General features: G+C 67.6%; 28 protein-coding genes. 14 read left to right on the forward strand and 14 right to left on the reverse strand.

Annotated elements, in window-relative coordinates; genetic code table 11:
- The first annotated feature begins 85 nt into the window (after window positions 1-85).
- From DK368_RS16980 to DK368_RS16995, 4 genes are all read left to right on the forward strand, one after another.
- Window positions 86-1,342: an Hsp70 family protein gene (locus DK368_RS16980; protein ID WP_114395167.1), complete on the forward strand. Its 1,257-nt coding sequence runs from the start codon at window positions 86-88 to the stop codon at window positions 1,340-1,342.
- Window positions 1,343-1,406: 64 nt separating this feature from the next.
- Window positions 1,407-1,769 (forward strand): helix-turn-helix domain-containing protein, encoded by a 363-nt coding sequence (locus tag DK368_RS16985; RefSeq protein WP_114395168.1) that lies wholly within the window; start codon window positions 1,407-1,409, stop codon window positions 1,767-1,769.
- Between the two features lie 108 nt (window positions 1,770-1,877).
- The gene (locus DK368_RS16990) at window positions 1,878-2,318 is read left to right on the forward strand and encodes a Fur family transcriptional regulator (RefSeq protein WP_114395169.1); all 441 of its coding nucleotides are present in this window, start codon (window positions 1,878-1,880) and stop codon (window positions 2,316-2,318) included.
- Window positions 2,319-2,329: 11 nt separating this feature from the next.
- On the forward strand, window positions 2,330-2,554 hold the full coding sequence (locus tag DK368_RS16995; protein WP_114395170.1) for a hypothetical protein: 225 nt from the start codon (window positions 2,330-2,332) through the stop codon (window positions 2,552-2,554).
- A 277-nt stretch (window positions 2,555-2,831) separates the two neighbouring features.
- Here the strand turns inward: DK368_RS16995 and DK368_RS17000 are convergent, their stop codons facing one another.
- On the reverse strand, window positions 2,832-3,089 hold the full coding sequence (locus tag DK368_RS17000; protein WP_155524610.1) for a hypothetical protein: 258 nt from the start codon (window positions 3,087-3,089) through the stop codon (window positions 2,832-2,834).
- Between the two features lie 488 nt (window positions 3,090-3,577).
- Between DK368_RS17000 and dnaK the strand changes: the two genes are divergently transcribed.
- The 4 genes from dnaK (at window position 3,578) to DK368_RS17020 (ending at window position 8,199) form a co-directional block, all read left to right on the forward strand.
- A complete protein-coding gene (dnaK, locus tag DK368_RS17005) occupies window positions 3,578-5,497 on the forward strand; it encodes a molecular chaperone DnaK (RefSeq protein WP_114395172.1) in 1,920 nt (639 codons plus the stop codon).
- Between the two features lie 197 nt (window positions 5,498-5,694).
- Window positions 5,695-6,831: a molecular chaperone DnaJ gene (dnaJ, locus tag DK368_RS17010; RefSeq protein ID WP_114395173.1), complete on the forward strand. Its 1,137-nt coding sequence runs from the start codon at window positions 5,695-5,697 to the stop codon at window positions 6,829-6,831.
- A gap of 175 nt (window positions 6,832-7,006) precedes the next feature.
- A complete protein-coding gene (locus DK368_RS17015; RefSeq protein ID WP_114395174.1) occupies window positions 7,007-8,020 on the forward strand; it encodes an NAD(P)/FAD-dependent oxidoreductase in 1,014 nt (337 codons plus the stop codon).
- Window positions 8,017-8,199 (forward strand): DUF1289 domain-containing protein, encoded by a 183-nt coding sequence (locus tag DK368_RS17020; RefSeq protein WP_114395175.1) that lies wholly within the window; start codon window positions 8,017-8,019, stop codon window positions 8,197-8,199. Before DK368_RS17015 ends, DK368_RS17020 begins: the two co-directional genes overlap by 4 nt.
- Before the next feature lie 28 nt (window positions 8,200-8,227).
- Here the strand turns inward: DK368_RS17020 and DK368_RS17025 are convergent, their stop codons facing one another.
- The 3 genes from DK368_RS17025 to DK368_RS17035 all read right to left on the reverse strand — a co-directional run bounded on the left by DK368_RS17025 (window position 8,228) and on the right by DK368_RS17035 (window position 10,184).
- A complete protein-coding gene (locus DK368_RS17025) occupies window positions 8,228-8,869 on the reverse strand; it encodes an NUDIX hydrolase (protein ID WP_114395176.1) in 642 nt (213 codons plus the stop codon).
- 28 nt (window positions 8,870-8,897) lie between these two features.
- The gene (locus DK368_RS17030; protein ID WP_114395177.1) at window positions 8,898-9,341 is read right to left on the reverse strand and encodes a MarR family winged helix-turn-helix transcriptional regulator; all 444 of its coding nucleotides are present in this window, start codon (window positions 9,339-9,341) and stop codon (window positions 8,898-8,900) included.
- A 93-nt stretch (window positions 9,342-9,434) separates the two neighbouring features.
- Window positions 9,435-10,184, reverse strand: coding sequence for an SDR family NAD(P)-dependent oxidoreductase (locus DK368_RS17035; RefSeq protein ID WP_114395178.1), 750 nt, complete (start codon window positions 10,182-10,184; stop codon window positions 9,435-9,437).
- Here DK368_RS17035 and maiA point away from each other — a divergent pair.
- A complete protein-coding gene (gene maiA, locus DK368_RS17040) occupies window positions 10,183-10,872 on the forward strand; it encodes a maleylacetoacetate isomerase (RefSeq protein WP_420818907.1) in 690 nt (229 codons plus the stop codon). The genes DK368_RS17035 and maiA overlap by 2 nt on opposite strands.
- A gap of 8 nt (window positions 10,873-10,880) precedes the next feature.
- Here the strand turns inward: maiA and DK368_RS17045 are convergent, their stop codons facing one another.
- The 8 genes from DK368_RS17045 to DK368_RS17080 form a co-directional block, all read right to left on the reverse strand.
- A complete protein-coding gene (locus DK368_RS17045; RefSeq protein WP_114395180.1) occupies window positions 10,881-11,246 on the reverse strand; it encodes a histidine triad nucleotide-binding protein in 366 nt (121 codons plus the stop codon).
- Window positions 11,247-11,306: 60 nt separating this feature from the next.
- On the reverse strand, window positions 11,307-11,663 hold the full coding sequence (locus tag DK368_RS17050; RefSeq protein ID WP_114395181.1) for a phosphoribosyl-ATP diphosphatase: 357 nt from the start codon (window positions 11,661-11,663) through the stop codon (window positions 11,307-11,309).
- 4 nt (window positions 11,664-11,667) lie between these two features.
- Complete coding sequence (gene hisF / locus DK368_RS17055; RefSeq protein WP_114395182.1) at window positions 11,668-12,441, reverse strand: imidazole glycerol phosphate synthase subunit HisF; 774 nt, start codon at window positions 12,439-12,441, stop codon at window positions 11,668-11,670.
- Window positions 12,441-13,172: a 1-(5-phosphoribosyl)-5-[(5-phosphoribosylamino)methylideneamino]imidazole-4-carboxamide isomerase gene (gene hisA, locus DK368_RS17060; protein ID WP_114395183.1), complete on the reverse strand. Its 732-nt coding sequence runs from the start codon at window positions 13,170-13,172 to the stop codon at window positions 12,441-12,443. The genes hisF and hisA overlap by 1 nt, the downstream gene beginning before the upstream one ends.
- Window positions 13,169-13,756 carry a GNAT family N-acetyltransferase gene (locus tag DK368_RS17065; protein ID WP_114395184.1) on the reverse strand — a complete coding sequence of 196 codons (588 nt, stop codon included), beginning with the start codon at window positions 13,754-13,756 and terminating at the stop codon, window positions 13,169-13,171. Before DK368_RS17065 ends, hisA begins: the two co-directional genes overlap by 4 nt.
- Window positions 13,757-13,789: 33 nt before the next feature.
- Window positions 13,790-14,440: an imidazole glycerol phosphate synthase subunit HisH gene (gene hisH / locus DK368_RS17070; RefSeq protein WP_114395185.1), complete on the reverse strand. Its 651-nt coding sequence runs from the start codon at window positions 14,438-14,440 to the stop codon at window positions 13,790-13,792.
- Window positions 14,441-14,592: 152 nt separating this feature from the next.
- Window positions 14,593-15,216, reverse strand: coding sequence for an imidazoleglycerol-phosphate dehydratase HisB (gene hisB, locus DK368_RS17075; protein ID WP_114395258.1), 624 nt, complete (start codon window positions 15,214-15,216; stop codon window positions 14,593-14,595).
- 113 nt (window positions 15,217-15,329) lie between these two features.
- Window positions 15,330-15,845, reverse strand: coding sequence for a hypothetical protein (locus tag DK368_RS17080; RefSeq protein WP_114395186.1), 516 nt, complete (start codon window positions 15,843-15,845; stop codon window positions 15,330-15,332).
- 132 nt (window positions 15,846-15,977) lie between these two features.
- Here DK368_RS17080 and DK368_RS17085 point away from each other — a divergent pair, with 132 nt between their 5' ends.
- From DK368_RS17085 to hslU, 4 genes are all read left to right on the forward strand, one after another.
- Window positions 15,978-17,537, forward strand: a complete 1,560-nt coding sequence (locus DK368_RS17085; RefSeq protein WP_114395187.1) for a S1C family serine protease — start codon at window positions 15,978-15,980, stop codon at window positions 17,535-17,537.
- 71 nt (window positions 17,538-17,608) lie between these two features.
- Entirely contained in the window at window positions 17,609-18,628 is a 1,020-nt protein-coding gene (locus tag DK368_RS17090) for a hypothetical protein (RefSeq protein WP_114395188.1), read from the forward strand.
- A gap of 123 nt (window positions 18,629-18,751) precedes the next feature.
- Window positions 18,752-19,312 carry an ATP-dependent protease subunit HslV gene (gene hslV / locus DK368_RS17095; protein WP_114395189.1) on the forward strand — a complete coding sequence of 187 codons (561 nt, stop codon included), beginning with the start codon at window positions 18,752-18,754 and terminating at the stop codon, window positions 19,310-19,312.
- A 4-nt stretch (window positions 19,313-19,316) separates the two neighbouring features.
- On the forward strand, window positions 19,317-20,630 hold the full coding sequence (hslU, locus tag DK368_RS17100) for an ATP-dependent protease ATPase subunit HslU (protein WP_114395190.1): 1,314 nt from the start codon (window positions 19,317-19,319) through the stop codon (window positions 20,628-20,630).
- Window positions 20,631-20,676: 46 nt separating this feature from the next.
- Here the strand turns inward: hslU and DK368_RS17105 are convergent, their stop codons facing one another.
- The gene (locus DK368_RS17105) at window positions 20,677-21,348 is read right to left on the reverse strand and encodes a sulfite oxidase-like oxidoreductase (protein WP_114395191.1); all 672 of its coding nucleotides are present in this window, start codon (window positions 21,346-21,348) and stop codon (window positions 20,677-20,679) included.
- Window positions 21,349-21,555: 207 nt separating this feature from the next.
- On the opposite strand from DK368_RS17105, the gene DK368_RS17110 reads away from it, so the two are divergent.
- Window positions 21,556-23,910: a mechanosensitive ion channel domain-containing protein gene (locus DK368_RS17110; protein WP_114395192.1), complete on the forward strand. Its 2,355-nt coding sequence runs from the start codon at window positions 21,556-21,558 to the stop codon at window positions 23,908-23,910.
- Between the two features lie 7 nt (window positions 23,911-23,917).
- Here DK368_RS17110 and DK368_RS17115 read toward each other — a convergent pair whose 3' ends face one another.
- On the reverse strand, window positions 23,918-25,972 hold the full coding sequence (locus DK368_RS17115; RefSeq protein ID WP_162306077.1) for an ATP-binding protein: 2,055 nt from the start codon (window positions 25,970-25,972) through the stop codon (window positions 23,918-23,920).
- Between the last annotated feature and the right edge of the window lie 47 nt (window positions 25,973-26,019).

Here is a 26,019-nt window from a genome sequence, read left to right on the forward strand (position 1 = left end):
TCGGTGGACCGGGGTGGCTTGACTCCCCCGGCTCCCCCCGATAGAACGCCCGGCCCTTCCCGATCCCATGCGAAAGGTGCCGGCGATGACGGCCTGCGGTCTCGATTTCGGCACGTCCAACTCGACCCTTGGCGTGGTCGGCCCGGACGGTTGGGTGCTGGCTCCCCTCGAAGGCGACAGCACCACCCTGCCCAGCGCCATCTTCTTCGATTTTGAAACGCACCAGCCGCGGTTCGGCCGCGATGCCATCGCCACCTATGCCGCCGGTGGCGAGGGACGGCTGATGCGTTCGCTGAAAAGCGTGCTCGGCACCGGGCTGATCGATGAGGATACGGCGCTGGACCGCACCCGGATCGGCTTCCGCGAGGTCATCGGGCTGGTGGTCCGCCATGTCAAGGAAACGGCGGAGCGGGCCACGGGAACGGCGCTGTCGCATGTGGTCCATGGCCGGCCCGTGCATTTCGTCGATGGCGATGCCGCAGCCGACCAGCGGGCCGAGGATGCCCTGGCCGACATTGCCCGCGATGCCGGGTTCGGCGAGGTCTCCTTCCAGTACGAGCCCATCGCCGCGGCGCTGCACTATGAATCCCAGATCGCCGCGGAGGAGATCGCTCTGATCGCCGATATCGGCGGCGGTACATCGGACTTCTCCATCGTCCGCATCGGTCCGCGGCGGGCGAAGCGTCCGGACCGCATGGACGACATCCTGGCCAATGACGGCCTGCGCATCGGCGGCACCGATTTCGACCGGCTGTTGAGCCTGGCCGCCGTGATGCCGCATCTGGGGTACCACGCCCCCTTGCGCACGGCCGGCCTGTCCACCCCCAACGCCTGGTATGTGGATCTGGCCACCTGGGCCAAGATCAATTTCCTCTACACGCCGCAGACGCTGGCCGAGGTGCGGCGGGTGACGGCGCAGGCGGTATCGCCCGCCCTGGTCGGGCGGTTGCTCACGGTGCTGGAGCATCATCTCGGTCATCAGCTGGCCATGCGGGTGGAGGCGGCCAAGATTGCTCTGTCTGGGGATGCTGCCGTCGATGTGGATCTGTCGCTGGTGGAGCCGGGACTGGACGCCCCCACCAGCCGCGGGCGCCTGTCCGACGCCATCCAGGACCCGGTGCGGCGACTGGCGGCCATGACCCGCGACTGTCTGCATCAGGCGGCCCTGCGGCCGGATCAGGTGGATGCGGTGTTCCTGACCGGCGGTTCGACCCTGTTGCCGGCCGTGCGCGCGGCCATCACGGCGGAATTGCCCCAGGCCCGCATCGTCGAGGGCGACAAGTTCGGGGCGGTCGGGCTTGGCCTGACCATCGAGGCGGAGCGGCGTTATGGCCGCGGCTGAGGCCGTTGCCGGAACAGCATCCGCCTGTCTATGGTGATCCCCCGCCTCTTCGCGCCGGACCTCCATGACCCCCTTTGGCGAACGTGTCCGTGAACTCCGTGCCCGCAAGGGCGTCAGCCTCAAGGAGATGGCGACGGAGCTGGAGATCAGTTCGGCCTACCTGTCCGCCCTGGAGCATGGGCATAAGGGGGTTCCCTCCCCCATGCTGCTGCGTCAGATCTGCACCTATTTCGGGCTGATCTGGGACGAGGCGGAGGCGCTGGAGCGCCTCGCCGGACTGTCCGATCCGCGGGTGGTGGTGGACACGGCCGGCCTCACACCCGACCACACGCTGGTGGCCAATCTGCTGGCCCGGCGTATTGCCCGGCTGACGCCCGACGCTCTGGCGCAGCTTCTGGACCTGCTGAAGACCCTACTCAAGGATTGACGGCGCGGCCCTTATACCCGACAAATTTTCCGCGGTTCCCTCTCGCCTCCGGTCCCGGTATGGTCCATCTGAGTGGAACCATTCTAAATTCCTAGTCCGGAGGAACCGATGCCGTCCCGCCTTGAACTTCTCTGCATCGAGAAGGGTCTGAAGATGACGGAGCAGCGGCGCGTGATCAGCCGTGTCCTGTCCGACAGCACCGATCATCCCGACGTGGAGCAGGTCTATCGCCGGGCGGTCGAACTGGACCCCAACATCTCCATTGCCACCGTCTACCGCACCATGCGGCTGTTCGAAGAGGCCAACGTCATCGAGCGTCTGGACTTCGGCGATGGCCGGGCGCGTTATGAGGAGGCGCGGGATGAACATCACCATCATCTGATCGATGTGCAGACGGGTGAGGTGGTCGAGTTCTCCAGCGAGGAGTTGGAGCAGATCAAGGAAAAGATCGCCCACAGCCTGGGCTTCCAACTGATCGGTCACCGTCTTGAGCTGTACGGGGTCCGCACGGACCGCGACGGCGTCAGGACCGGGCTGCTGAAGAAATAAGGGGACTGTTCATGCAGCGTTTCGGGCGGTGCGGCACCCGGGCTGGGGCAGGCAACGGGGATTGCTGCCGGCCCGCTGTGGTCCGGGCCTATCGCGAGATGCATGCCAAGGGGCAGCCCGACCGCTATTGCTTCGAAGCGGCCGTGATCGTCTATCTCTGGCACCATCCGGATACACCGCAGCCCGAGGCCATGGACATCGTCGGGTCCTGGGTCTCTGCCGGAACCCTGCACTGAGGCCCTGTCGCATCGGGGCTGACCCGATCGGTTTGCTCCCGCCTTCCATGCCACGGCTCCGGGCCACGGCTCCGGCGGCCGCATTGCCTGTGTGCGGGCACAGGAAAAGCGGCAATCCGGCCGCTTCGGCGGGCCGGCGGATGTCGATGCGACGGCATCCGATGCGCTGCGATCCGGTCCGTGTGGCCCAATCCGTCCACATGAACGCGTCCGTGCATCGCCTCGGACGCCGAGGCATCAACGCCCCTGCATCCGGCCCCCTGCGAAGGCCGCCGCATCAGCAATGGCCGGCCGGTTTTCCATCCAGCAGCGGATCGAGATCCTGGCTCTTGGCGGCCAGTTGGCGCGCCGAATCCTCGGCCACCATGGCGGCCAGACCGATGAAATGGGCCAGTTCCGTCATGCGGAACTGACGGGCATCGGCGGCCAGATTGTCCAGGCAGTGCTTGATCGCCAGCGCCATGCGCATCGGCGGCTCGTCTGAACCGTCCGCGCAGTCGAGATCCGGCACATCCAGTGTGGCTTGTTGCGACATGATTGATTACGCCCCCCATGCGCGGCGATGCGGGCCGCGACCGCATTCACTCAAGGCCATAGTACCTAATTCCTTACGGGTAGGAAAAGTCTTAAAGTGATAGATCGAATAGATATACAGATCGAGCCGGCTGGCTAGGCGTCAGGTGCCCCGGCGGACGGCGTGGATGGCCTACCCCGCCCCCCGCTGCCGCCTGCCGGCGGTGGCATGCCCGGGCCGACCTGCCGCATTTCCGCATGGGCGCCGGAACATCGATGCACATCCGCCAACGCAGGCGCCCGTTGCAGCCTCGGCGACACCTGCCTATATCTGCCAGCGAGTGGCAGGGTATTCCCAGAGCCCTGCCCCGTGTCCGGCCTTGTCCGGCCTCCCCCGGGGGCGTGGCGCCGGATGCGGCAAACCAATGGGAACACGGGCAAAGGGGATCGCGGGCGGTGCCGCGGGGAACAGTGGGCCGCAGACGATCTGCCGGAAACGAGAGGTCCAGCATGAGCAAGGTCATCGGGATTGATCTGGGCACCACGAATTCGTGCGTGGCCGTTATGGAAGGCGCGCAGGCGAAGGTCATCGAGAACGCGGAAGGTGCCCGCACGACCCCGTCCATGGTCGCTTTCACCCAGGGGGGAGAGCGCCTCGTCGGCCAGCCGGCCAAGCGTCAGGCGGTGACGAACCCCGACAACACCCTCTTCGCCATCAAGCGCCTGATCGGGCGCCGTTTCGACGACCCGATGGTGAAGAAGGATATGGGACTGGTGCCCTACAAGGTCATCGCCGGTTCCAACGGCGACGCCTGGGTCGAGGCCCATGGCGAGAAGTACAGCCCGAGCCAGATCAGCGCCTTCATCCTGCAGAAGATGAAGGAGACCGCCGAGGCCTATCTGGGCGAGAAGGTGACGCAGGCCGTCATCACCGTGCCGGCCTATTTCAATGACAGCCAGCGCCAGGCCACCAAGGATGCCGGCAAGATCGCCGGTCTGGAAGTGCTGCGCATCATCAACGAGCCGACGGCCGCCGCCCTTGCCTATGGCATGGAAAAGAAGGGCACCGGCACCATCGCCGTCTACGATCTGGGCGGCGGCACCTTCGACGTGTCGATCCTGGAAATCGGCGACGGCGTGTTCGAGGTGAAGTCCACCAATGGCGACACCTTCCTCGGCGGTGAGGATTTCGACGGCAAGATCATCGATTATCTGGCCGAGGAGTTCCAGAAGGAGCAGGGCATCGACCTGCGCAAGGACCGTCTGGCCCTGCAGCGCCTGAAGGAAGCGGCGGAAAAGGCCAAGATCGAGCTGTCCAGCTCGATGCAGACCGAGGTCAACCTGCCCTTCATCACCGCCGATGCCTCGGGTCCGAAGCATCTCAATATCAAGCTGAGCCGCGCCAAGCTGGAAGCCCTGGTCGAGGATCTGGTCCGCCGCACCGTCGGCCCGTGCCAGGCCGCGCTGAAGGATGCCGGCCTGAAGGCCAGCGAGGTCGACGAGGTGATCCTGGTCGGTGGCATGACCCGCATGCCCAAGATCATCGAGACCGTGAAGCAGATCTTCGGCAAGGAGCCGAACCGCGGCGTGAACCCGGACGAGGTGGTCGCCGTCGGCGCCGCCATCCAGGGCGGCGTGCTGAAGGGCGAGGTCAAGGACGTCCTGCTGCTGGACGTGACGCCGCTGTCGCTGGGCATCGAGACGCTGGGTGGCGTGTTCACCCGCCTGATCGACCGCAACACCACCATCCCGACCAAGAAGTCCCAGGTCTTCTCCACGGCCGAGGACAACCAGTCGGCGGTGACCATCCGCGTGTTCCAGGGTGAGCGCGAGATGGCGGCAGACAACAAGCTGCTTGGCCAGTTCGACCTGATGGGCATTCCGCCGGCCCCGCGCGGCGTGCCGCAGATCGAGGTGACCTTCGACATCGATGCCAACGGCATCGTCAACGTGTCCGCCAAGGACAAGGCCACCAGCAAGGAGCAGACCATCCGCATCCAGGCCTCGGGCGGTCTGTCGGACGCCGACATCGACAAGATGGTCAAGGATGCCGAGGCACACGCCGCTGAGGACAAGAAGCGCAAGGAGCTGGTCGAGGCCAAGAACCATGCCGACGGCCTGATCCACACCACAGAGCGCACCCTGTCGGAGTCCGGCGACAAGATCCCCGCGGGTGAGAAGTCGGCAGTGGAAGGCGCCATTGCCGAGCTCAAGGCTGTGCTGGGCGGTGACGACGCCGCTGCCATCAAGGCCAAGACCGAGGCCCTGGCCCAGGTCAGCATGAAGATGGGCGAGGCCCTCTACAAGGCGGGCCAGGAGGCTCCGGGTGCCCAGACCGCCGGTGCGGACGAGCCCGCCAGCGAAGGCGGGGCGGAAAAGGTGGTCGATGCCGACTTCGAGGAAGTCGACGACGACCGCAAGAAGTCCTGATCCTGGGCGGGCTCCGTTCCCATGATTGTGCGCGGGCCCGTCCGGACCTCCGGACGGGCCCGTCGCATGCGCCCCCCGGCGCGACGGGCCGCGGTATGACAGACCGTGGATGGGAACACGCCGTTGGATGTGATGAATCGAGGCTGCGTGCACCAGGTCCTGGGCTGGTGCCGCCGGTGGGGGTAGCATAGGCCGCCATGTCAAAGCGCGACTACTACGAGGTGCTGGGCGTCGAGAAGGGCGCCAGCGCCGACGACCTGAAGAAGGCCTACCGCAAGCTGGCCATGCAGTACCACCCTGACCGCAATCAGGGTGACAAAGCTGCCGAACAGAAATTCAAGGAAATCAACGAAGCCTATGATGTCCTGAAGGACGAGCAGAAGCGGGGCGCCTACGACCGCTTCGGCCATGCCGCCTTTGAGAACGGGCGCGGACCCGGCGCCGGTGCTGCCGGCGGCTTCGATTTCGGCTCGGGCTTCGCCGACATCTTCGACGAGATGTTCGGGGAGTTCATGGGCCGGGGCGGCCGCGGCGCCCAGGCCAACAACCGCGGCGCCGACCTGCGCTACAATCTGGAGATCACGCTGGAGGAGGCGTTCCAGGGGACCACCACCCAGGTGCGCGTGCCCACCAGCGTGATGTGCGACAGCTGCGGCGGTTCCGGTGCTGAAAAGGGCAGCCAGCCCATCACCTGCCCGACCTGCAACGGTGCCGGCAAGGTGCGGGCGCAGCAGGGTTTCTTCACCATCGAGCGCACCTGCCCCGGCTGCGGCGGCGCCGGTCGCGTCATCAAGGACCCCTGCCGGGCCTGTGGCGGCCAGGGCCGGGTGCGCAAGGAGAAGACGCTGCAGGTCAACATCCCGGCCGGTGTCGAGGACGGGACCCGCATCCGTCTGGCCGGGGAGGGCGAGGCGGGGTTGCGTGGCGGCAGCCCGGGTGATCTCTACATCTTCCTCGCCATCGCACCGCACCGCTTCTTCCAGCGCGACGGTGCCAATCTGCATTGCCGCGTCCCCATCCCCATGACCACGGCGGCCCTGGGCGGCACCATCGAGGTGCCGACCGTGGAGGGCACCCGGGCCAAGATCACGGTGACGCCCGGCACCCAGTCCGGTCATCAGTTCCGCCTCAAGGGCAAGGGCATGACCGTGCTGCGCAGCCCCGCCCGCGGTGACATGTACATCCAGGTGGTGGTGGAGACGCCGGTCAACCTGACCAAGAAGCAGCAGGAGTTGCTGAAGGAGTTCGAGAAGGCGGGCCAGGAGGGCCACCATCCGGAATCCGAGGGCTTCTTCGCCAAGGTCAAGGAGCTGTGGGCCGACCTCAAGGACTGAGGCCGGGGCGCGGCGTCGGCGATATCCGGGCGGCCCTTTGCTTGGAAGCGGCCGCCCATTCCTTGGGCACTGCCCCAGCGGGGGCGTGCCGCTGCCAGTGCCGGCTGGACGCATGACGCTACCGGACTATCTTCCGTGCTGCTGAAGTTCTTCCGTTCACCACTGTGTGCCGGTGATGTCCGTCCTCTCCGTTCCCATTGCCATCATTGGAGCCGGTCTTGCCGGTCTGGCCTGTGCTGACAGGCTGATGCAGGCCGGGCTGGAGGTCCGGCTGTTCGACAAGGGGCGGGGACCCGGGGGGCGGCTGTCCACCCGGCGCAGTGACCGCTTCCAGTTCGATCATGGCTGCCAGTTCCTGACAGCCCGTGACCCCGACTTTCAGGGCAGGATGGCGCGGTGGCTGGATGATGGCGTTGCGGCCCGCTGGACCGTCCCCGTGGTCCGGCTGCATCCCGGCGGCCTGGTGGAGGACAGTCCGGGCGAGCGCTTCGTCGGCGTTCCCGGCATGAATGCCCCGATCCACGCCCTGGCGGATGGATTGCCGGTCCAGTGGGGTCTGCGCGTCGCTGCGGTGGAGCCTGGGCGTGATGGTTGGCGCCTGACCGCAGAGGACGGGCGCGACCTCGGCTGTTATCAACAGGTCGTCATCGCGGTGCCGGCACCGCAGGCGGTCCCGCTGCTTGCCGGTGCGCCCGATCTCGCCAGCCGCGCCGCCATGGCGCACATGGCCCATTGCTGGGCGGTGATGCTGGCCTTTGAGGACCGGATCGATGTGGCCTGGGATGCCGCCTTCGTCGCCGCGGCGGGCGGCGAGGGACGGCCCCTGTCCTGGCTGGCGCGCAACAGTTCCAAGCCGGGCCGTCCGCCGGCGGAAAGCTGGGTGCTGCATGCCGCGCCCACCTGGTCGGATGTGCATTCGGAACTGGCTTCGGATGCGGTCCTGGCCCGTCTGTTGCCTGCGTTCCAGACCCTGACCGGGGCCAGGGCGGCACCGGTGCATGCAGTGGCCCATCGCTGGCGCTATGCCTTGCCGACGGCACCCCTGGGGGATGGCTGCCTGTGGAAACCGCAGGCTGGTCTGGGGGCCTGCGGCGACTGGTGCCTGGAGGCCCGGGCTGAAGCGGCCTGGGTCAGTGGCCGCCGCTTGGCTCAGGCGATGCTGGCCCCGGCACCGGAGCGCCCGCTATGACCCTTCCCGATCCCGACGATTACGTGCCTAGCCCTTGCGTCCGCATCTGCCGGCTGGACGCCAGGCGCCGTTACTGCGTGGGGTGCCTGCGCACGGTGGAGGAGATTGCCGCCTGGGGTGGCATGGGCTCCGACCAGCGCCGGGCCGTGCTGGCGGATCTGGTGGAGCGCAAGCGCTGAAGCGCCGCCGACCGACAGCATGCGCCGGTCAGTCGAAATCCGTGGGCAGGTCCGGTCCCTCCCGGTGCGCGAACATGCGGTCGATCTGGAAGGGCAGCACCCGGCCCTGCGACAGCTCCTCCATCGGAACCTCATGCCGGGCGAAGAAGGCGGCGGCTCCCGTCTCGACCCTGTCGCCGCGGGCCGTCCGCGGGTCGTCCTCGGGATCGCACAGGAAGAACATCTTGTAGATGTGGAAGGGAAAGGGTGGCTGGTGCGGATGCCGGGCCCGGTCATAGACGGCTGCGAGTTTCCGGGCACGGACGCGCAGTCCGGCTTCCTCCAGCACCTCGCGGACCACGCAGTCGGCCGCCGACTGGTTGACATCGGCCCAGCCCCCCGGCAGCGTCCAGCGCCCCTGGTCGGCCAGTTCCCTGACCAGAAGAATGCGCCCCCGATCATCGAAGACAGCGCCACGCACATCCACCTTCGGCGTGGCATAGCCGGACTGCCGCGCGAACAGCGCCTCGATCACGGCGGGATCCCCGGCCGACCGGGCGGCCATCATTTCCGCGGCCAGGGCGCGAAGCGCCTCGTAGCGCTCGCGGTCATAGACATCGCGGGTGAAGGTCAGACCCGATTGGGCCAGGGCCTGGATCCGTCGCGCCCAGCGCAGCCAGTCCGGTTCCATATCAGTCTTTGTCCCTGTCAATGACGGATCAGTCCTTGCCGCCCATCTCGTCCAGGCGGCGGTCCAGCCGGTCGATGAGGCTGGCCAACAGCTCCTGGTCGACGGAGGTCAGGCAGTCCAGGAACTGCTGTTCCCAATCCAGGGCCAGGGGGGTGATCTGTTCATAGAGCTGCCGGCCCTGGGCCGTGAAGGACAGGCGCAGCAGGCGCTGGTCTTCCGGATGCACGGCGCGGGAGAGGAGGCCGCGCTCCACCAGCCCGTTGACGGCCCGGCTGACCTTGGCCTTGTCCATCTGCGACCGTTCGACGATGTCGTTGCTGGACAGCGGCTGTTCCCGGCCCAGGATGGCGATGACCCGCCATTCCGGGATGGAGATGCCGAATTTGTCCTGATAGCGGCGCGACAGCTCGCGGCTGATGCGCTTCGACAGGACATTGATGCGGTAGGGCAGGAAGCTGTCGAGATGGAGCATGGCAGCACTCAGCGTTACCCGGCCCGACCGGACTTGCAAGGGGCAGATTGGCCACCCCCGGGCCGGCGGAAGGGGCGTCTGGGATAAAGCCGCTCAAAGCCCTCGTAATCCTCCATCGGCGCGGATGATTTCCCCCGTGATCCAGCCGGCCTCGTCGCGGCATAGCCATGCCACCAGGGCGGCGATCTCCTCCGGTGTGCCGATGCGGCCCAGGGCGGTCCGGGCCAGGATCTCCGGCACGCGGGACGCGTCCCCACGCTTGAAACGGTCGGTGGCGGTCACACCCGGTGCGACGGCGTTGACGCTGATGCCGCGGGGACCCAGCTCCTGCGCCAGCACGCTGGTGAAGGCGTGGAGGGCGCCCTTGCTGGCGGCATAGGTGGCACGCCCCGCCACCGGCCGGTCGGTGATGACCGAGCCCAGATTGATGATGCGTCCGCCGGCGGGCATGGCGCCGGCCGCGGCGCGGCAGATCAGAATCGGTGCCGTGACATTCACGGCCAAGACTGTCTGTATCTCCGCCACCGGCAGCTCGGCCAGGGCGGCGAAGCGGCCGATGCCAGCATTGTTGACCAGGATCGCGGGCGCGCCACCCGACAGGGCGGCGGCTTGGCCGTACAGGCTTTCCGACTGCGCCGCATCGGCCAGATCGGCCTGCAGAAGGCTGGCTCGGCGGCCCAGGGCGCACACATCGGCGGCAACTCCCTCGGCGGCGGCCGTGTCGTGGCCGTAATGCAGAACCAGATCGGCCCCGTCGGCGGCCAGACGGCGGGCGATGGCGGCGCCGATGCCGCGGGAGGCACCGGTGACCAGGGCGGTCTTGCCCAACAGGGGCGGTTGCATGCAGTCTCCCGTTTCAGAAGAAACGATATCCGACAGCACCGAAGGTGCCACCATGAAGCTCTACACCTACTACCGGTCCAGCGCCGCCTATCGTGTGCGCATCGCTCTGGCGTTGAAGGGGCTGGGCTATGAACCGGTCCCGGTGCATCTGCTGCGCGATGGCGGCCAGCACAACAGCCCCGCTTACCGGGCCGTCAATCCCCAGGGGCTGGTGCCGGCCCTGGAGGATGGGCCGGCCCTGCTGACGCAATCGCTGGCCATTGTCGAGTATCTGGAGGAGACGCATCCGGTTCCGGCCCTGCTGCCGCCGGATCCGCTGGCGCGTGCGCGTGTCCGCGCCTTCGCCCATGCCATCGCCTGCGATATCCATCCCATCAACAATCTGCGGGTGCTGACCTATCTGCGCGGTCCGCTGGCCCAGCCGGAACCAGCCGTGGCCGCCTGGATCCGCACCTGGGTGGAGACGGGTCTGGCGGCGCTGGAGCGGATGGTGGTATCCGGCGCGCCCTACTGTTTCGGCGAAACGCCGGGCATGGCCGACCTCTGCCTGGTGCCTCAGCTGTTCAACGCCCGCCGTTTTGGCTGTGACCTGGCGGGCTGCCCGTCGCTGCTGGCGATCGACGCACGCTGCCGGGACCTGCCCGCCTTCCGGCAGGCGGCCCCGGATGCCCAGCCGGATGCGGGCTGACGGGGGCCTCAGCCCTGACGGAGCAGCAGCGGCCCCAGCGGCCGCCCGGCCAGGATATGCAGGTGGAAGTGGGGCACGTCCTGATGGCTGTCGCGTCCGTGGTTGCTGATCAGGCGGTAGCCGGTGGCGTCCACGCCGGCCTGCCTGGCGATCAGGCCGGCGGCCCGGAAGAAGCCGGTGATCTCGTCCGGCGTGGCCCGCTCGGAGAAATCGGCGAAGCTGACATAGGCGCCCTTGGGGATGACCAGGATATGGGTCGGTGCCTGGGGATGGATGTCGTGGAAGGCCAGCACATGCTGGTCCTCATAGACCTTGTTGCACGGGATCTCGCCACGCAGGATGCGGGCGAAGATGTTGTTGCTGTCATAGGCCATTGGCTTCCCCCTTGGTCGTTCGGCGGCACCGGCGGAGCGGCGGCGCGCCTGTCATGCCGCTCACGATGACGGGCGGCTGCGCTTCTCGGCAATACCGCTGATGCCGCGGCGTCCGTCCAGAATGGCATAGACGTCGGCCGGCGCCACGCCGGCATCGGCCCACAGCACCAACAGGTGGTACAGCAGATCGGCGGATTCCTGGGCCAGTTTGGCGGGATCGTCGCGCATGGCCTCGATCACCGTCTCCACCGCCTCCTCGCCCACCTTCTGGGCGATCTTGGCCCGGCCGCGGGCGAACAGGCGGGCCGTGTGCGAGGTTTCCGGATCACCGCCCCGGCGCGACTGGATGACGGTATAGAGCGCGTCCAGCACGTCGGGGCCGGCCCCGGTCTGCGGATCGGTTTCGGTCTTGCTCATGGGATCACCCCCGCACCGGAATGCCGGCGGCAGCCAGATGTGCCTTGGCCTGGCGCACGGTGAAGGTGCCGAAATGGAAGATGCTGGCCGCCAGCACGGCCGAGGCATGACCGTCGCGGATGCCGTCGACCAGATGGTCCAGGCTGCCGACACCGCCCGACGCGATCACCGGCACCGGCACCGCATCCGAGACGGCGCGGGTCAGGGCCAGATCGAAGCCGGCCTTGGTCCCGTCACGGTCCATGCTGGTCAGCAGGATTTCGCCGGCACCGTACTCCGCCATCTGCCGGGTCCAGGATACGGCTTCCAGCCCGGTGGGGTTGCGGCCGCCGTGGGTGAACACCTCCCAGCGCGGGCTGCCGTCCGCATCGGGCGCCACCTGCTTGGCATCCACCGCCACGACGATGCACTGGGCGCCGAACTTCTGCGCCGCCTCGCGCACGAACTCCGGCCGGTGGACGGCGGCGGTGTTGATCGACACCTTGTCGGCGCCGGCCAGCAGCAGCTTGCGGATATCCTCCACCGTGCGGACGCCGCCCCCCACGGTCAGCGGCATGAACACCTGCTCGGCCGTGCGGCGCACCACGTCATAGATGGTGTCGCGGTTCTCATGGCTGGCGGTGATGTCCAGGAAGGTCAGTTCGTCGGCACCGGCGGCGTCATAGACCCGGGCCTGTTCCACCGGATCGCCGGCATCCACCAGATCGACGAAGTTGACGCCCTTGACCACCCGGCCGTCCTTCACGTCCAGGCAGGGGATGACCCGGCATTTCAGCATCAGGCCTTTCCTTCCAGAAGGGCCAGCGCCTGGGCGGGATCAATGCGCCCGTCATAGAGGGCGCGTCCACAGATGACGCCGTCGATGCCGGTATTCTCCTCGCGCTTCAGCGCCTCCAGATCGGCCAGCGAGGAGACACCGCCCGAGGCGATAACCGGCGTGGTCAGATGGCAGGCCAGATCGGCCGTAGCCTCCACATTGACGCCGCCCATGGCGCCATCGCGGTTGATGTCGGTGTAGATGATGGCGGCGACGCCGCAATCCTCGAACTTCAGGGCCAGATCCAGAACCCGGACCTCGCTGGTCTCGGCCCAGCCTTCGACCGCCACATAGCCTTCGCGCGCGTCGATGCCGACGCAGACGCGGCCGGGGAAGGCGCGGCAGGCCTGCTTGACCAGATCCGGGTCCTTCAGGGCCACTGTGCCCAGGATCACCCGGCGCACGCCGCGGTTCAGCCAGAATTCGACGGTGGCCATGTCGCGGATGCCGCCGCCCAGCTGCACCGGGAGGCGTGTGTTCGACAGGATGCGCTCCACCGCTTCGCCATTGACCGGCCGGCCGGCGAAGGCACCGTTGAGATCGACCAGATGCAGCCATTTGAAGCCCTGGGCCTCGAAATTGACCGCCTGTTTGGCCGGGTCGGAATTGAAGACGGTGGCCTGGGCCATGTCGCCCCGGACCAGGCGCACGGCATTGCCATCCTTCAGATCAATGGCGGGATACAGGTTCATCGGCTCTCCGTCTCCTTCCCGGCCATGTCCGGCCGCCCCTGAACGGGCCTTTCATCCAGGCCCTTATAGTAAAAATAGCCGCTGAACACACGCCCGTGGGCCGTTGCATAGCGGGGATGCAGACCCCAGCGGCGATAGCCCAGGCGTTCATACAGGGCGATGGCCGCCGTCTGGCTGTCGCGGACATCGAGGTTCAGCACCTTGTACCCTTCACGTACCGCGATCTCTTCCACCGCCAGGGTCAGCCTGCGCGCCAGACCATGGCCTCGGGCCCAGGGCGCGACGAAGGACGTGGTCAGGGAGCAGGCGAAGCTCTGCGCCTCATTGTTGCGTGTCGGCCGCACCAGCTGGGCTGATCCGGCGATGACCCCGTCCAGCCGTCCGACCACCAGGGTCCGTTCCGGCACGGCCAGGACGCCACGCCAATAGCGCTCCATCACGTCTCGGGGCGGCGGGTCCACCCAGCCGAATCCGCCGCCATCGATGATGGCGGCATCGGTGGCATCGCAGAGATCATGCAGGTCGCCGCGGCGGAACTCCTGCACCACCTCGACCAGGGTCACGGCCGTCAACGCACCTGTCATGGCAAGTCCACCGGGTCGGGGGGAAGGGAGCAGTCACGGAGTCCAGCGCAGGAAGTTGGCCAGCAGCCGCAGACCGGCCTCCTGGCTTTTTTCCGGGTGGAACTGGGTGCCCACAAGATTATCGCGGCCGACCACGGCGGCGAAGGGTCCGCCATAGTCGCATTCGGCCAGGATCAGGGCCGGATCGGCCGGCCTCATGCAGTAGGAGTGCACGAAATAGGCATGCTGGCCGTTGTCCAGCCCGGCCAGGACGGGATGGGACGGCTGGCGCAGCCGCAACTCGTTCCAGCCCATATGCGGGATCTTCAGGGCCGGATCGGCCGGGGTCAGCGGCCCGACCTCGGCATCCAGCCAGCCCAGCCCGGCATGGGTTCCATGCTCATGGCCGATCCTGGCCATCAGCTGCATGCCGACACAGATGCCCAGGAAGGGGCGTGCGTCGACGATGATGGTGTCATGCAGGGCGGCGGCCAGACCGGGCACGGCCTGGAGGCCGGCCATGCAGTCGGCGAAGGCGCCGACACCCGGCAGCACCACCCGATCGGCCCGGCGGACGGCATCCGGCTCCGCCGTGACCAGGACCTCGATGTCCAGACCGGACTCCAGCGCCGCCCGTTCCACTGCCTTGGCGGCGGAGCGGAGATTGCCGGAGCCGTAATCGATCAGTGCGACGGTTGCAGTCATTTCACGTTCCATATCCGACCCGTCGGCGTACTGCTTGGGTCCAAACATCGTCCCCACTGTGCCAATCCCACTGTGCCAATGACGTCTGATCCGCCCGTTCCCGTGGCGGGGTCTGCCACGAGCGCCGGATGGATGCTCGCACGGGCCGGCCCTTATAAGGACCCGCCAAGCACCCCCTTGGTGGAGGGGACGGCATCCGCCTTGCGCGGATCGATTTCGATGGCGGAACGAAGCGCCCGGGCCAAGGCCTTGTAGCAGCTTTCGACGATGTGGTGATTGTTCTCGCCGTACAGGTTTTCCAGATGCAGCGTGGCCCCGGCGGCCTGGGCGAAGGCCTGGAACCATTCTTTGAACAGCTCCGTATCCATGTCCCCCAGCTTGTCGCGGGTGAATGCCACCTTCCAGATCAGATAGGGCCGGTTGGACAGGTCGATGGCGCAGCGTGTCAGCGCCTCATCCATGGGGACATAGGCATGGCCGTAGCGCTGGATGCCCTTGCGCTCCCCCAGCGCCTTGGCCACAGCCTCGCCGATGGCGATGCCGCTGTCCTCGGTGGTGTGGTGGAAATCGATATGGAGGTCGCCCTCCGCCTTCACCGTCAGGTCAATCAGCGAATGCCGGCTCAGCTGCTCCAGCATGTGATCGAGGAAGCCGATGCCGGTGGAGACGTCATAACGGCCGGTGCCGTCCAGATCGACACTGACCTGGATGCGGGTTTCCTTCGTCGTGCGGGCGACGGCGGCGCGGCGGGGCGCGGATGTGTCGGTGCGGTCCATGTCCACTAGGTACAGGTCCCGGTCGCCCCTGTCCAGACGGGCCGGGGGCCGCCCCGGCGGCATGCCCTTTCCCCCATGGGCGCGGACCCCCATGGGCGCGGACATCGCGCGACCTAAGGGGGGCAGGCCGCCGGCGGTGCTTCCCGAACCTGCCAGCGCGGCGCCGTGCTGGCGATGTCCGTATCCAGGCTGTCCAGGGTCTCCCGGCCATCCTGTGCCGGGCCGATGACGCCATGGTTGGGTATGGACGGGGTGGGGGCGGGGCGGTAGGTCAGCTTGGCCGGCAGTTCGGCCGTGTCCAGAACCCAGACCCGGACATGGGGGCCGCCGGTTCCGTTCCAGCCCTTGTCCGCCGGCCGAGAAAAGGCGGGCAGGGTGCAGGGATCGCCAGCGACGACGGAGGTGCCCTGGGGGCTATCGGTTCCGGGTTCGGTGGTGGGAATGGTCCCGTCCGGCCCCGGGATCACATCGGATGGGCGGACGCCCAGGCCCAGATTGCTGCGGGCCACTTGCGGGCCATTGCCCTGCGGATCGACCTTCATGCCCCGGTACAGGGGTTCGGCCCCGGCGTCGGCCGTCAGTCCCCAAAGCAGGGCAAGGCCCAGCCCCACACGGATGATCCGGTCCATCGATTGCCTGTTCCTATCCTTGCCGTCAGGTGGCCGCCGGTCCCCCGCGATGAACCGGTCCACGATCTTGTCTCGTCGCCAATGGCGCGTTAATTTGGGGATATACACGCAAAACAAGAATGGGCCAACGCCATGTGGGCTGCGCGGGGGCTGGGTCTGGGGGCTGTGCTGCTGCTGGCCGGCTGTGGCAGCGACCTCGTGTTCCCGGCGGAAGACCCGGCCGGACCGATCCAGTGGCAGACGGCTGCCGATGCGGGGGCCGTCCTGCCCGCCGGCGGGCAGATGGTCCCCTTGTCCTTCGACAAGCTGGTCTTCGACATCCCGCGCGGCACCGATGTGGGTGGTTACCCCTTCAGCCTGCTGTGTGCGCCGCCGTTCCAGCGCATCACCTGGGTGACCCCGCCCCGGGGCCGGGACGCCGTGCTGGAGTCGGTGCATGGCCTGCTGACGGCATTGGGCTATGACGTGGTGGGCGACCCCGCCCGCCTGTTCGAGGTGGAGGAGGACCGCATGCGGGCCGAGGTTCTGCTGGCGGCCCGCGTTTCCATGGTCCGTTACAGCCTGTGTAATGCCGTCGATCTCTGGACCGGCTGGCCACAGGGTGTCCAGGGCGAGGCCAGTGTGCGGGTGGACTGGTCGCTCTATTCCCGCCTGGACCGGCGCATGCTGCTGACCCTCAGCACCCAGGGCCGGGGCCGGGTGGACCAGCCGGGCGCCGATGGCCAGTTCCTGGTCTTGCAGGCTGCCATCGGTGACGCGGCTATGGCTCTGGGCCGCGACGCCCGCTTCCGCGCTGCCCTCAGCCGCGACCGGTCGGATCCGGACGGCGGCACGGCTCCCATCGGCCGCACGCTGCGGACCCTGCGGGCCGGGACAGGTCAGGATGCGGCGCCCACGCCTCCGGCCGCCGCCCTGGCCGCTGTGGCGCCCCCTGCGGCGATGGCCGAGGACTCTGCCGGGGTGGTGACGGCCGAAATGGTTCCGGCCGGGTGGATGTCGGACGACAGCGCCGCGGCCGATCCGCCACCTGTCGATCCGCCATCTGTCGATGCGGCGCGTGGGGAGGGCGGCCTGCCCTGGATCGATCTGCCGGATCTGCCGCCGTTCAGCGGACCACTGGCCCCGCGGGCGGAACAGGTGGTCCGGGCCGTTGTGCTGGTGGCGGCCGGGGCCGGTCATGGTTCCGGCGTTTTTGTCGATGGGGACGGGCTGATCCTCACCAATGCCCATGTGGTCGGCCATGCCGAGCGGGTGCGGGTGGTGCTGTCCGATGGTGTCGCCCTGGTCGGCACGGTGGAGCGGTTACAGACCCGCCGCGATGTGGCCCTGGTCCGGGTTCCGCACGGGCGTTACACCGCCCTGCCGCTGCGCCTGGACCCGCCCGCCGTCAGCGCGGACATCTATGCCCTGGGCGCGCCGCTGTCGGAGCGCAACCAGGGCACCCTGACCCGCGGCATCGTCAGTGCCCATCGCCGGGACCAGCGCAGCGGCTATCCGCTGATCCAGGGGGATGTGACGGTGCAGCCGGGCAGCAGCGGCGGACCCTTGCTGGATGCGTCAGGCAATCTCATCGGTGTGACGGTGGCCGGCGTCGGCGACCTCAGCACCGGTCTGAACTATTTCATCCCCATCGCCGATGCGCTGGAGCGGCTGGCGATTCGACCGGCCGGAGCACACGCAAAAACAGAATAATCCTTTCGATGTTTCCACTTATGATGAATGATCGATGCCTCTCACAATCTCCGGAGCAGAGGAGAGGGCGGATGGATGGTTCGGACGTGGCTGCGGGAGCCGCCCAGGCGGGTCTCCAGGCGGACCCCCAGGCGGGCATGGATGCGGGCGCCTCCGTTTTGCCTCCGGCCATCGGTGACAGGGCCACGGTGCTGTCTCCGCTTCCGCAGCAAGATCCGGCCGCCAGCAATGAGAACGCCCCGGCCCGTCCGGATACCGCAGCGGGGACGGTCGGCGGCGCCGGGACCGGTGGTGCGGTCGAGTCCGGCAGTGCTGATCCCACCAGCACCCAGGGGGACGGCACCTATCGCGCGGCTGATCTCCTGGCCTTCCAGGCCCGCTATGAACAGTTGCTGCAGATGGCGATCGCCCGGGAGCCGGCGGCTGATGAAAGCAAGGGGGAGTGGGAACGCGCCCTGGCCCTCTACACGACCCTGCAATTCAGCCTGTCGCGGCGGGACAATCTGGCCTTCTATCCCATGGCCTGTTCCGGCCTGTCGGGTCTGATGGCTGGAAAGACAGAACTGGCCGCGACCATCGCCCGGGAACTGGCCCATCGCACCTCGACCACCAGCGCCCTGTCGGAGGTGATGCGCGGACTGTTGATCTCGCTTCTGGGGATGACCGGTGGTCTTTACGCCCTGACGCTGGTGGCGGCGCTGGCCGGGGTCGGGCTGATGGACCGGCTCGCCGCCTTGGCGCTGGAGCATACGGATGTCACACTGGCCGCTCTTGCCGGCTTCGCCGGTGGTGTGGCCAGCCTGCTGCTGCGTCTGGCGGAATTCGAGGCGCTGAAGGGGCGCTCCCGCCATTTCCTGATGTTCACCGGCTTGCTGCAGCCGATCCTGGGCATGCTGTTCGCCTGCGTCATCGCGGCCATCTTCCTGTCCGGAATCGTCAACCTGGCGCCTGAGACCCGATCCTCCACCAGCTATTTCTTCATTGTCATCGGTTTCCTCTCCGGATTCAGCGAGCGCTTCGCCAAAGGCATCATCGGCCGGACAGAGGACAACATCCTCGATCTGCGGCCGCCGGCTGCGACCAAGCCCTGATACCCCGGCAGGGGAAGCCGCCTGCCGGGCCGCGGCATCCGGCCCTGTCCCGCGCGTGCGGCTTGACCGGCGGGCGGGTCTGCCCACATAGCAGGGCAGTGTTTCCCGACCGCAAGGGCCGCGATGAGCCAGTCCGCTTCCCCCCACGATCCCATTCAATGGCACGGCACCACCATCCTCAGCGTCCGCAAGGGCGGCCGGGTGGTGATCGCCGGTGACGGCCAGGTCTCCGTGGGCCAGACCGTGATGAAATCCAATGCGCGCAAGGTGCGCTGGCTGGCCAACGGCACGGTCATGGCCGGTTTCGCCGGGGCCACGGCGGACGCCTTCGCCCTGTTCGAGCGGCTGGAAGCCAAGCTGGAGCAGCATCCGGGGCAATTGACCCGGGCGGCGGTGGAAATGGCCAAGGACTGGCGCACCGACCGCTATCTGCGCCGGCTGGAGGCGATGATGGCGGTGGCCGACCGCGACGTGTCGCTGGTCATCACCGGCAATGGCGACGTGCTGGAGCCGGAGGACGGTCTGATCGGCATCGGTTCAGGGGGCAGCTACGCCCTAGCCGCGGCCAGGGCCCTGATCGACCTGCCGGATCTGGATGCGGAAAGCATCGCCCGCAAGGCCATGCGCATTGCCGGCGACATCTGTGTCTATACCAACCACAACGTCACGCTGGAAAAGCTCTAAAGCCATGACGGCCTTCTCCCCCCGCGAGATCGTTTCCGAACTCGACCGCTTCATCGTCGGCCAGGCCGAAGCCAAGCGCGCTGTCGCCATCGCGCTGCGCAACCGCTGGCGCCGCCAGCAGCTGCACAGCCCGCTGAAGGAAGAGGTGCTGCCGAAGAACATCCTGATGATCGGGCCCACCGGCGTCGGCAAGACCGAGATCGCCCGCCGTCTGGCCAAGCTGGCCGGGGCGCCCTTCCTCAAGGTGGAGGCGACGAAGTTCACCGAGGTCGGTTATGTCGGCCGCGATGTGGAGCAGATCGTCCGCGATCTGATGGAAATCGCCATCGGCCTGACCAAGGAGAAGCTGCGCAAGGAGGTGGCGTCCAAGGCCGAGTTGCGGGCCGAGGACCGGGTCCTGGATGCGCTGGTCGGTACCTCCGCCTCACCGGAGACACGGCAGAAATTCCGCAAGATGCTGCGCGAGGGGGACCTGAACGACAAGGAGATCGAGATCCAGGTGGCCGACAATGCCGTGCCCGGCCTGCCCACCTTCGATATCCCCGGCATGCCCGGCAGCCAGATGGGCATGGTCAATCTGGGCGACCTGTTCGGCAAGGCCTTCGGCGGCCGCACCAAGACCCGGCGCATGAGCGTGTCGGAGAGCTATGCGGTGCTGATGGCGGAGGAATCCGACAAGCTGCTGGACCAGGAGAAGGTCACGGCCGAGGCCATTCATGCCACCGAGCAGACCGGCATCGTCTTCATCGACGAGATCGACAAGATCACCGCCCGGTCCGAGACCCGCGGCGGTGCCGATGTCTCCCGCGAGGGGGTGCAGCGCGACCTGCTGCCCCTGATCGAGGGGACCACGGTCAATACCAAGCACGGGCCGGTGAAGACCGACCATATCCTGTTCATTGCCTCCGGCGCCTTCCACATCGCCAAGCCCAGCGATCTGTTGCCGGAGCTGCAGGGACGCCTGCCGATCCGCGTCAATTTGCAGCCGCTGAGCCGTGACGATTTCCGCCGCATCCTGACCGAGCCGGAAGCCAGCCTGATCAAGCAGTATGTGGCGCTGCTGAAGACGGAGGAGGTGGAGCTGGTCTTCACCGACGACGCCATTGATGCGCTGGCCAATCTGGCGGCGGAGATCAACCGCACGGTGGAGAATATCGGCGCCCGCCGGCTGCACACGGTCCTGGAGCGGCTGCTGGAGGAGATCAGCTTCACGGCGACGGAGAAGGGCGGCCAGACCATCACCATCGATGCCGCCTATGTGCAGGGGCAGTTGCAGGGGCTGGCCCAGAACACCGACCTCAGCAAATTCATCCTGTGAAACCGAAGGCCCCGGGGCGGCGGTCCGCCCCCGGGGCCGGTCCGGCTCAGCCGGAATAGCGCTCCTCGTTCCAGGGGTCGCCGTCATTGTGGTAGCCGCGCAGCTCCCAGAAGCCGGGCTGGTCGGCGGACAGGAACTCGATCCGCTTCACCCATTTGGCGGACTTCCAGAAATAGAATTTCGGGATGATGACCCGCACCGGGCCGCCATGCTCCACGGTCAGGGGCTTGCCTTCCCAGCTGTGGGCCAGCAGCACGTCGTCATCGGCGAAAACCGACAGTTTGACGTTGGTGGTGTAGGTGTCGAAGGAGTGGAAGACGATGTGGGTCGCTTCCGGTTTCGGCTTCACCACCGACAGCAGATGGCGGGCCGACACGCCTTCCCAGTGGTTGTCGTAGCGCGACCAGGCGGTGACGCAGTGGATGTCGGACACCTGCTGTTCCTGGGGCTGGGCCTTGAACTCCTCCCAGCCCCAGGTCACGGGATTCTCCACCAGCCCGTCGATCCGCAGCTTCCACATGTCCAGCGGGATTTCCGGCTGCACGCCCAGATCCAGCACCGGCCAATTCTTCACCTCGCGCTGGCCGGGTGGCAGGCGCTGTTCGGGGGGGCGGGCGGCACCGGTCAGCAGGCGCCCCTCTTCGGCCCATTTCTGCTTGCTCTCTACCAGCTTGGCATTGGGCAGGTCGGCATCGGAACGGCGGTCATCCCCGGCCATGGCGTGCGTCCATCCTGAAAAATCAAAAGCAAGGCGACAACATAGCGGCCCACCCCGCGTTCGGCGAGGGGTGACCGCATGTGAAATGCCGACCACTCCCCCCGCTTTGGAGGTAGTTTTCGGTGCGATCGGGCACGCGGGTTGGCAGCATCCCGTGCTCCGGCTAGTCTGCCTTCCTCCGTCCGCACCACAAGATTGCTGTTCCGCATGGTCCGCACCGTCCGCTTGTTTTCCCCCCTGCTTTGGCTGTTCCTGCTGGTCGCCGGCCTGCCGGCCCACGGACAGGGCATTCCGGGCCTGTCCAAGCCGGCGGCATCGGCGCAGGACGAGGCCAGGGTCGATCCGGCGGAAGCCGAGAAGCTGATCCGCACGCTGGAGGACCCTGCCGCCCGCGAGGCGCTGGTCAAGCAGTTGCGGACACTGTCGCAGGTGGAGAAGCAGCAGCAGGCAGAGACGCCGCCGGAGACCTTCGGGACCCGGGTGCTGAACAGCCTGTCCGACCGCGTGGAGGAAATCAGTCTGCAGATCGCCGCGGCCGGCCGGGCCCTGGTGGATACGCCGCGGGCCTTGCGCTGGCTGCAGCAGCAGGTCGGCACTCCGGACCTGCGGGCGACCTGGGCCAGGCTGGCCTTCGAACTGGTGGTGGTGGTGGCCGCCGGCTATGTGGCGCGCTGGCTGATGCTGTGGCTGCTGAAGCGGCCCCGTGGTGCGCTGGGCGACCGTCCGGCGGCGGGGGCACTGGCCAAGGTGCCGCTGCTGCTGGCGCGGACGCTGCTGGACCTGCTCCCGGTGGCCGCCTTCGCCTTCGCCGGCTATGGCGTGCTGTCGGTGACCGATCCGCCGCGGGCCGTGCGTCTGGCCGCCCTGGCCTTCTTGAATTCCAGCCTGTTCGTCCAGGTGGTGATCCTGCTGTCACGCGCGCTGCTGTCGCCGGCGACGCCGAATCTGCGGCTGATCCCGGTGGAAAGCGAGACCGCCCATTATCTGGTGATCTGGATCCGGCGCATCGTGGTGGTCGCCGTCTATGGCTTCTTCATCGCCCATGCGGCCCTGTTGCTGGGGCTGCCGGTCCGCCCCTACGCCGCCATCCTGAAGCTGGTGGGGCTGGTGGTGGCGGCCATGCTGGTGGTGCTGGTGATGCAGAACCGGGCCGTAGTCCGGGCCTGGCTGCGCGGAGAGCGGTCCCTGCGTGCCGACGGGCGCGACGCCGGCGATGCCGCCCTGCAGGCCCTGGCCGCCGGGGAGATCGGCGAGGCGCAGGCGGAGGCCCAGCTCGCCGAGGCTCGCCCCCCGCGCGAGGCGGCCCGGGCCTGGGCGGCGGCCCGGCGGCGTGTGGCCGACATCTGGCATGTCCTGACCATCGTCTATGTCGTCGTGATCTTCGGCATCTGGGCGCTGGAGATCCAGGGCGGTTTCGAGTTCGTCCTGCGGGGCACACTGGTCACGCTGGTCACCCTGGTGGTGGCCCGTCTGCTGGGCCGCGGGGTGGACGCGCTGATCCGCCGGGGCTTCACCATCGCCCCCGATGTGCGGCAGGAGCATCCGGGGCTGGAAGCGCGGGCCAATCGCTATCTGCCGATCCTGCACCGGATCCTCAAGGCGGCGGTCTGGGTCCTGGCGGCCCTGGTGGTGCTGCAGGCCTGGGGCGCGGACAGCCTGGGCTGGCTCGCCTCCGCCGCCGGTCAGCGTGTCAGCGCGTCCATCGTTTCCATCCTGTTGATCCTGACCCTGGCCGTCGTCGCCTGGGAGGTGGTCAGCGCCGGGATCGAGCGCTATCTCACGGCAACCGACACCAGCGGCCAGGTGGTGCAGCGCAGCGCCCGCATCCGCACGTTGCTGCCCTTGCTGCGCAATGCCTTCCTGGTGTTGCTGGTCACCATCGTCAGCCTCACCGTTCTGTCGGAACTGGGGCTCAACATCGCCCCGCTGCTGGCCGGTGCCGGTGTCGTCGGTCTGGCCATCGGTTTCGGCGCCCAGACGCTGGTCAAGGACGTCATCACCGGGCTGTTCATCCTGTTCGAGGACACCATCGCCGTGGGCGATGTCGTCAATGTCGGCGGGATGGGCGGATCGGTGGAGGGCATCACCATCCGCACCATCCGGCTGCGCGGCTATGACGGCACGGTCTACACCGTGCCTTTCAGCTCGGTGACAACGGTCAGCAACCTGACCAAGGATTTCAGCTTCGCCGTGTTCGATGTGGGCGTGGATTACCGCGAGGATACGGACCGTGTCTGCACGGTGCTGACCGAACTGGGCGAGGAGATGCAGCAGGATCCGAAATATGCCCCTCTGATCCTGGCGCCCCTGGAAATCGCCGGTGTCGATGCGCTTGAGGATTCCGCCGTGGTCATCAAGGCCCGGTTCAAGACCCGCCCCATCCAGCAATGGACCGTGGCGCGCGAGTTCCGCCGCCGTATGAAGAAGCGGTTCGACGAGGCGGGAATCAACATTCCCTTCCCGCAAAGGGTGGTGCATGTGGCGGCTGATGGGCCGTTCTCCGAGCCGAAACCGCCGTCACCGCCCGCGGCTGCGGCTGCGGCTGCGGCGGGTGGGGGCTGACCCGCTCTCAGGTCCGGGGCCGGCAGGCGTCCAGCACCGCCAGGAGATCACCTGGCTTCACCGGTTTGCGCAGGAAGTGGACGCCCAGGGCGCGGGCTTTCTGCTCCACATCCTCGGTCACGTCGCCGGTGATGAGCGTGGCCGGCAGGCTTCGCCCCAGGGCGGCGCGGATCTGTTCGATCGCCGTCAGGCCGTCGGTCCCCCCCGGCAGCCGGTAATCCGCCAGGATCAGGTCGGGACTGTCGGCTCCGGGCAGGCTGGACAGGGCTGCCGCCGCTGTCTGGGCCACAAGAACGCGGTAGCCCTGATCCTCCAGCAGCATGCGGGTGGCGATCTGGATCAGCGGATCGTCTTCCAGCAACAGAACGGTGGCGCCGCGTTGCGGGATGGCACCGGTCGGGGCCTGCGGCGGTCCGCTTCCGGCCGCAGCCGGCGCGGATGACAGGGGCAGTTCCACCGAGAAGCGCGAGCCATGCCCCAGGCGGGATCGGACCTCGATACGGTGTCCCAGCGACTGTGCCGCCCGGCGGACGATGGCCAGGCCCAGGCCATGGCCGCCGCTGCGTTCCCGTGCCTCATTCTGCAGCTGCTGGAACTCCAGGAAGATCTCTTCCAGGCGCTCATCGGGGATGCCCTGGCCGCTGTCGATGACGTCAAGACGCAGGCCGCCTCCCCGGTGCCGGGCCGCGATCAGGATACCGCCCCTGTCGGTGTAGCGGACGGCGTTGGCGACCAGATTGCGGACAATCCGTTCCAGCAGGGTGGCATCGGTCAGGCAGAAAGCGCCGCTGGAGCGGATCCGCAGCCGCAGCCCTTTGGCCCTGGCCTGGGGCGAGAAGTCCTGCGCGATCCGCGACAGCATGGTCGACAGGCAGACGGGGCGGATATCCAATTCCACCACCCCGGACTCCAGCTTGGACAGGTCGAGCAGTGTTTCGAACAGTTCGATCATGCCGTCCAGTGAGCCCTCGATCTGGCGGATGATGTCGTGCGCTTCGGGTTCCGCTGTGCGGCCCCGCAGTGTGCCCAACAGCAGGCTGATGGCATTCAGCGGCTGGCGCAGATCATGGCTGGCCGCTGCCAGGAAGCGGGATTTCGACCGGTTTGCACGTTCCGCCGTGTCCCGCGCCGCGCCCAGCGCCAGTTGCACCTGCTTTTCCGCGTCGATGTCGGTGGCGGTCCCGAACCATTTCACGATCCGGCCATGACGGTCGTACATCGGCCAGCCCCGGGACAGCATCCAACGCCAGCCCCCGTCGCTGCGGCGGATCCGGTGCTCGATCTCATAGGCGCAGCCGGTGTTCACCGCCTGTGCCCAGGCCGCGGCCGTGCGGTCGGAATCATCGGGATGCAGACAGTCGGGCCATTCCCCCCGCACCGCGTCGGTCACCCGCAGTCCGGTATAGTCGGTCCAACGGCGATTATAGTAATCGACCTGTCCATTGGGATCGGCGGTCCAGACGATGTGGGGGATCAGTTCCGTCATCTGGCGGTAGCGTTGCTCACTGTCACGTAATTCACCGAGCAGGGCGTCACGCTCCGCCTCCACCTCCAGCCGGTGGATGGCGGCGCCGGTCAGGGTCGACAGCGAGTCCAGCAGATCGAGATCGGTCGCGTCGAACTGATGCGGATGAGGTCCGGCGACCAGCAGCACGCCCACGGCATCGCCATCGCTGCGGATCGGCGTGGCCGCGATGCAGCGCAGCCCGTGTGCCGCGAACAACGCCCGGTCGGGATGATGCGGTTCCAGTGTCAGATCGGCGAACAGAACCGGCTGGCCGGAAAGGCTGGCCCGGCCTGCCGGACCGTCGGGGTGGGCCGTGAGAACGGTGCGGTCCAGTATGCCCGGCGCCCAGCCCCGCCCTGCCACAGCAAGGAAATCCACCTGTCCGGCACGATAGCGTCCAATCATGCTGTGCGTTGCCGCCAGGGCCTGGGCTGCCTGGTGGGCGGCCACCTCCAGAAGCGTCTGGCGATCATCGCAGGTCAGGGCGAAGGCTCCGAGGTCCGCCAGAGCACGCTGGCGTGACAGTTCGCGGTCGGGCCTGGAAAGGATCGTCATGGACATTGCGGACGGGTCCCCCTGGACCGGACAGCCCAATCAGCCTA

This window comes from Oleisolibacter albus (assembly GCF_003336875.1).
Classification (GTDB): Bacteria; Pseudomonadota; Alphaproteobacteria; order Azospirillales; family Azospirillaceae; genus Niveispirillum; species Niveispirillum album.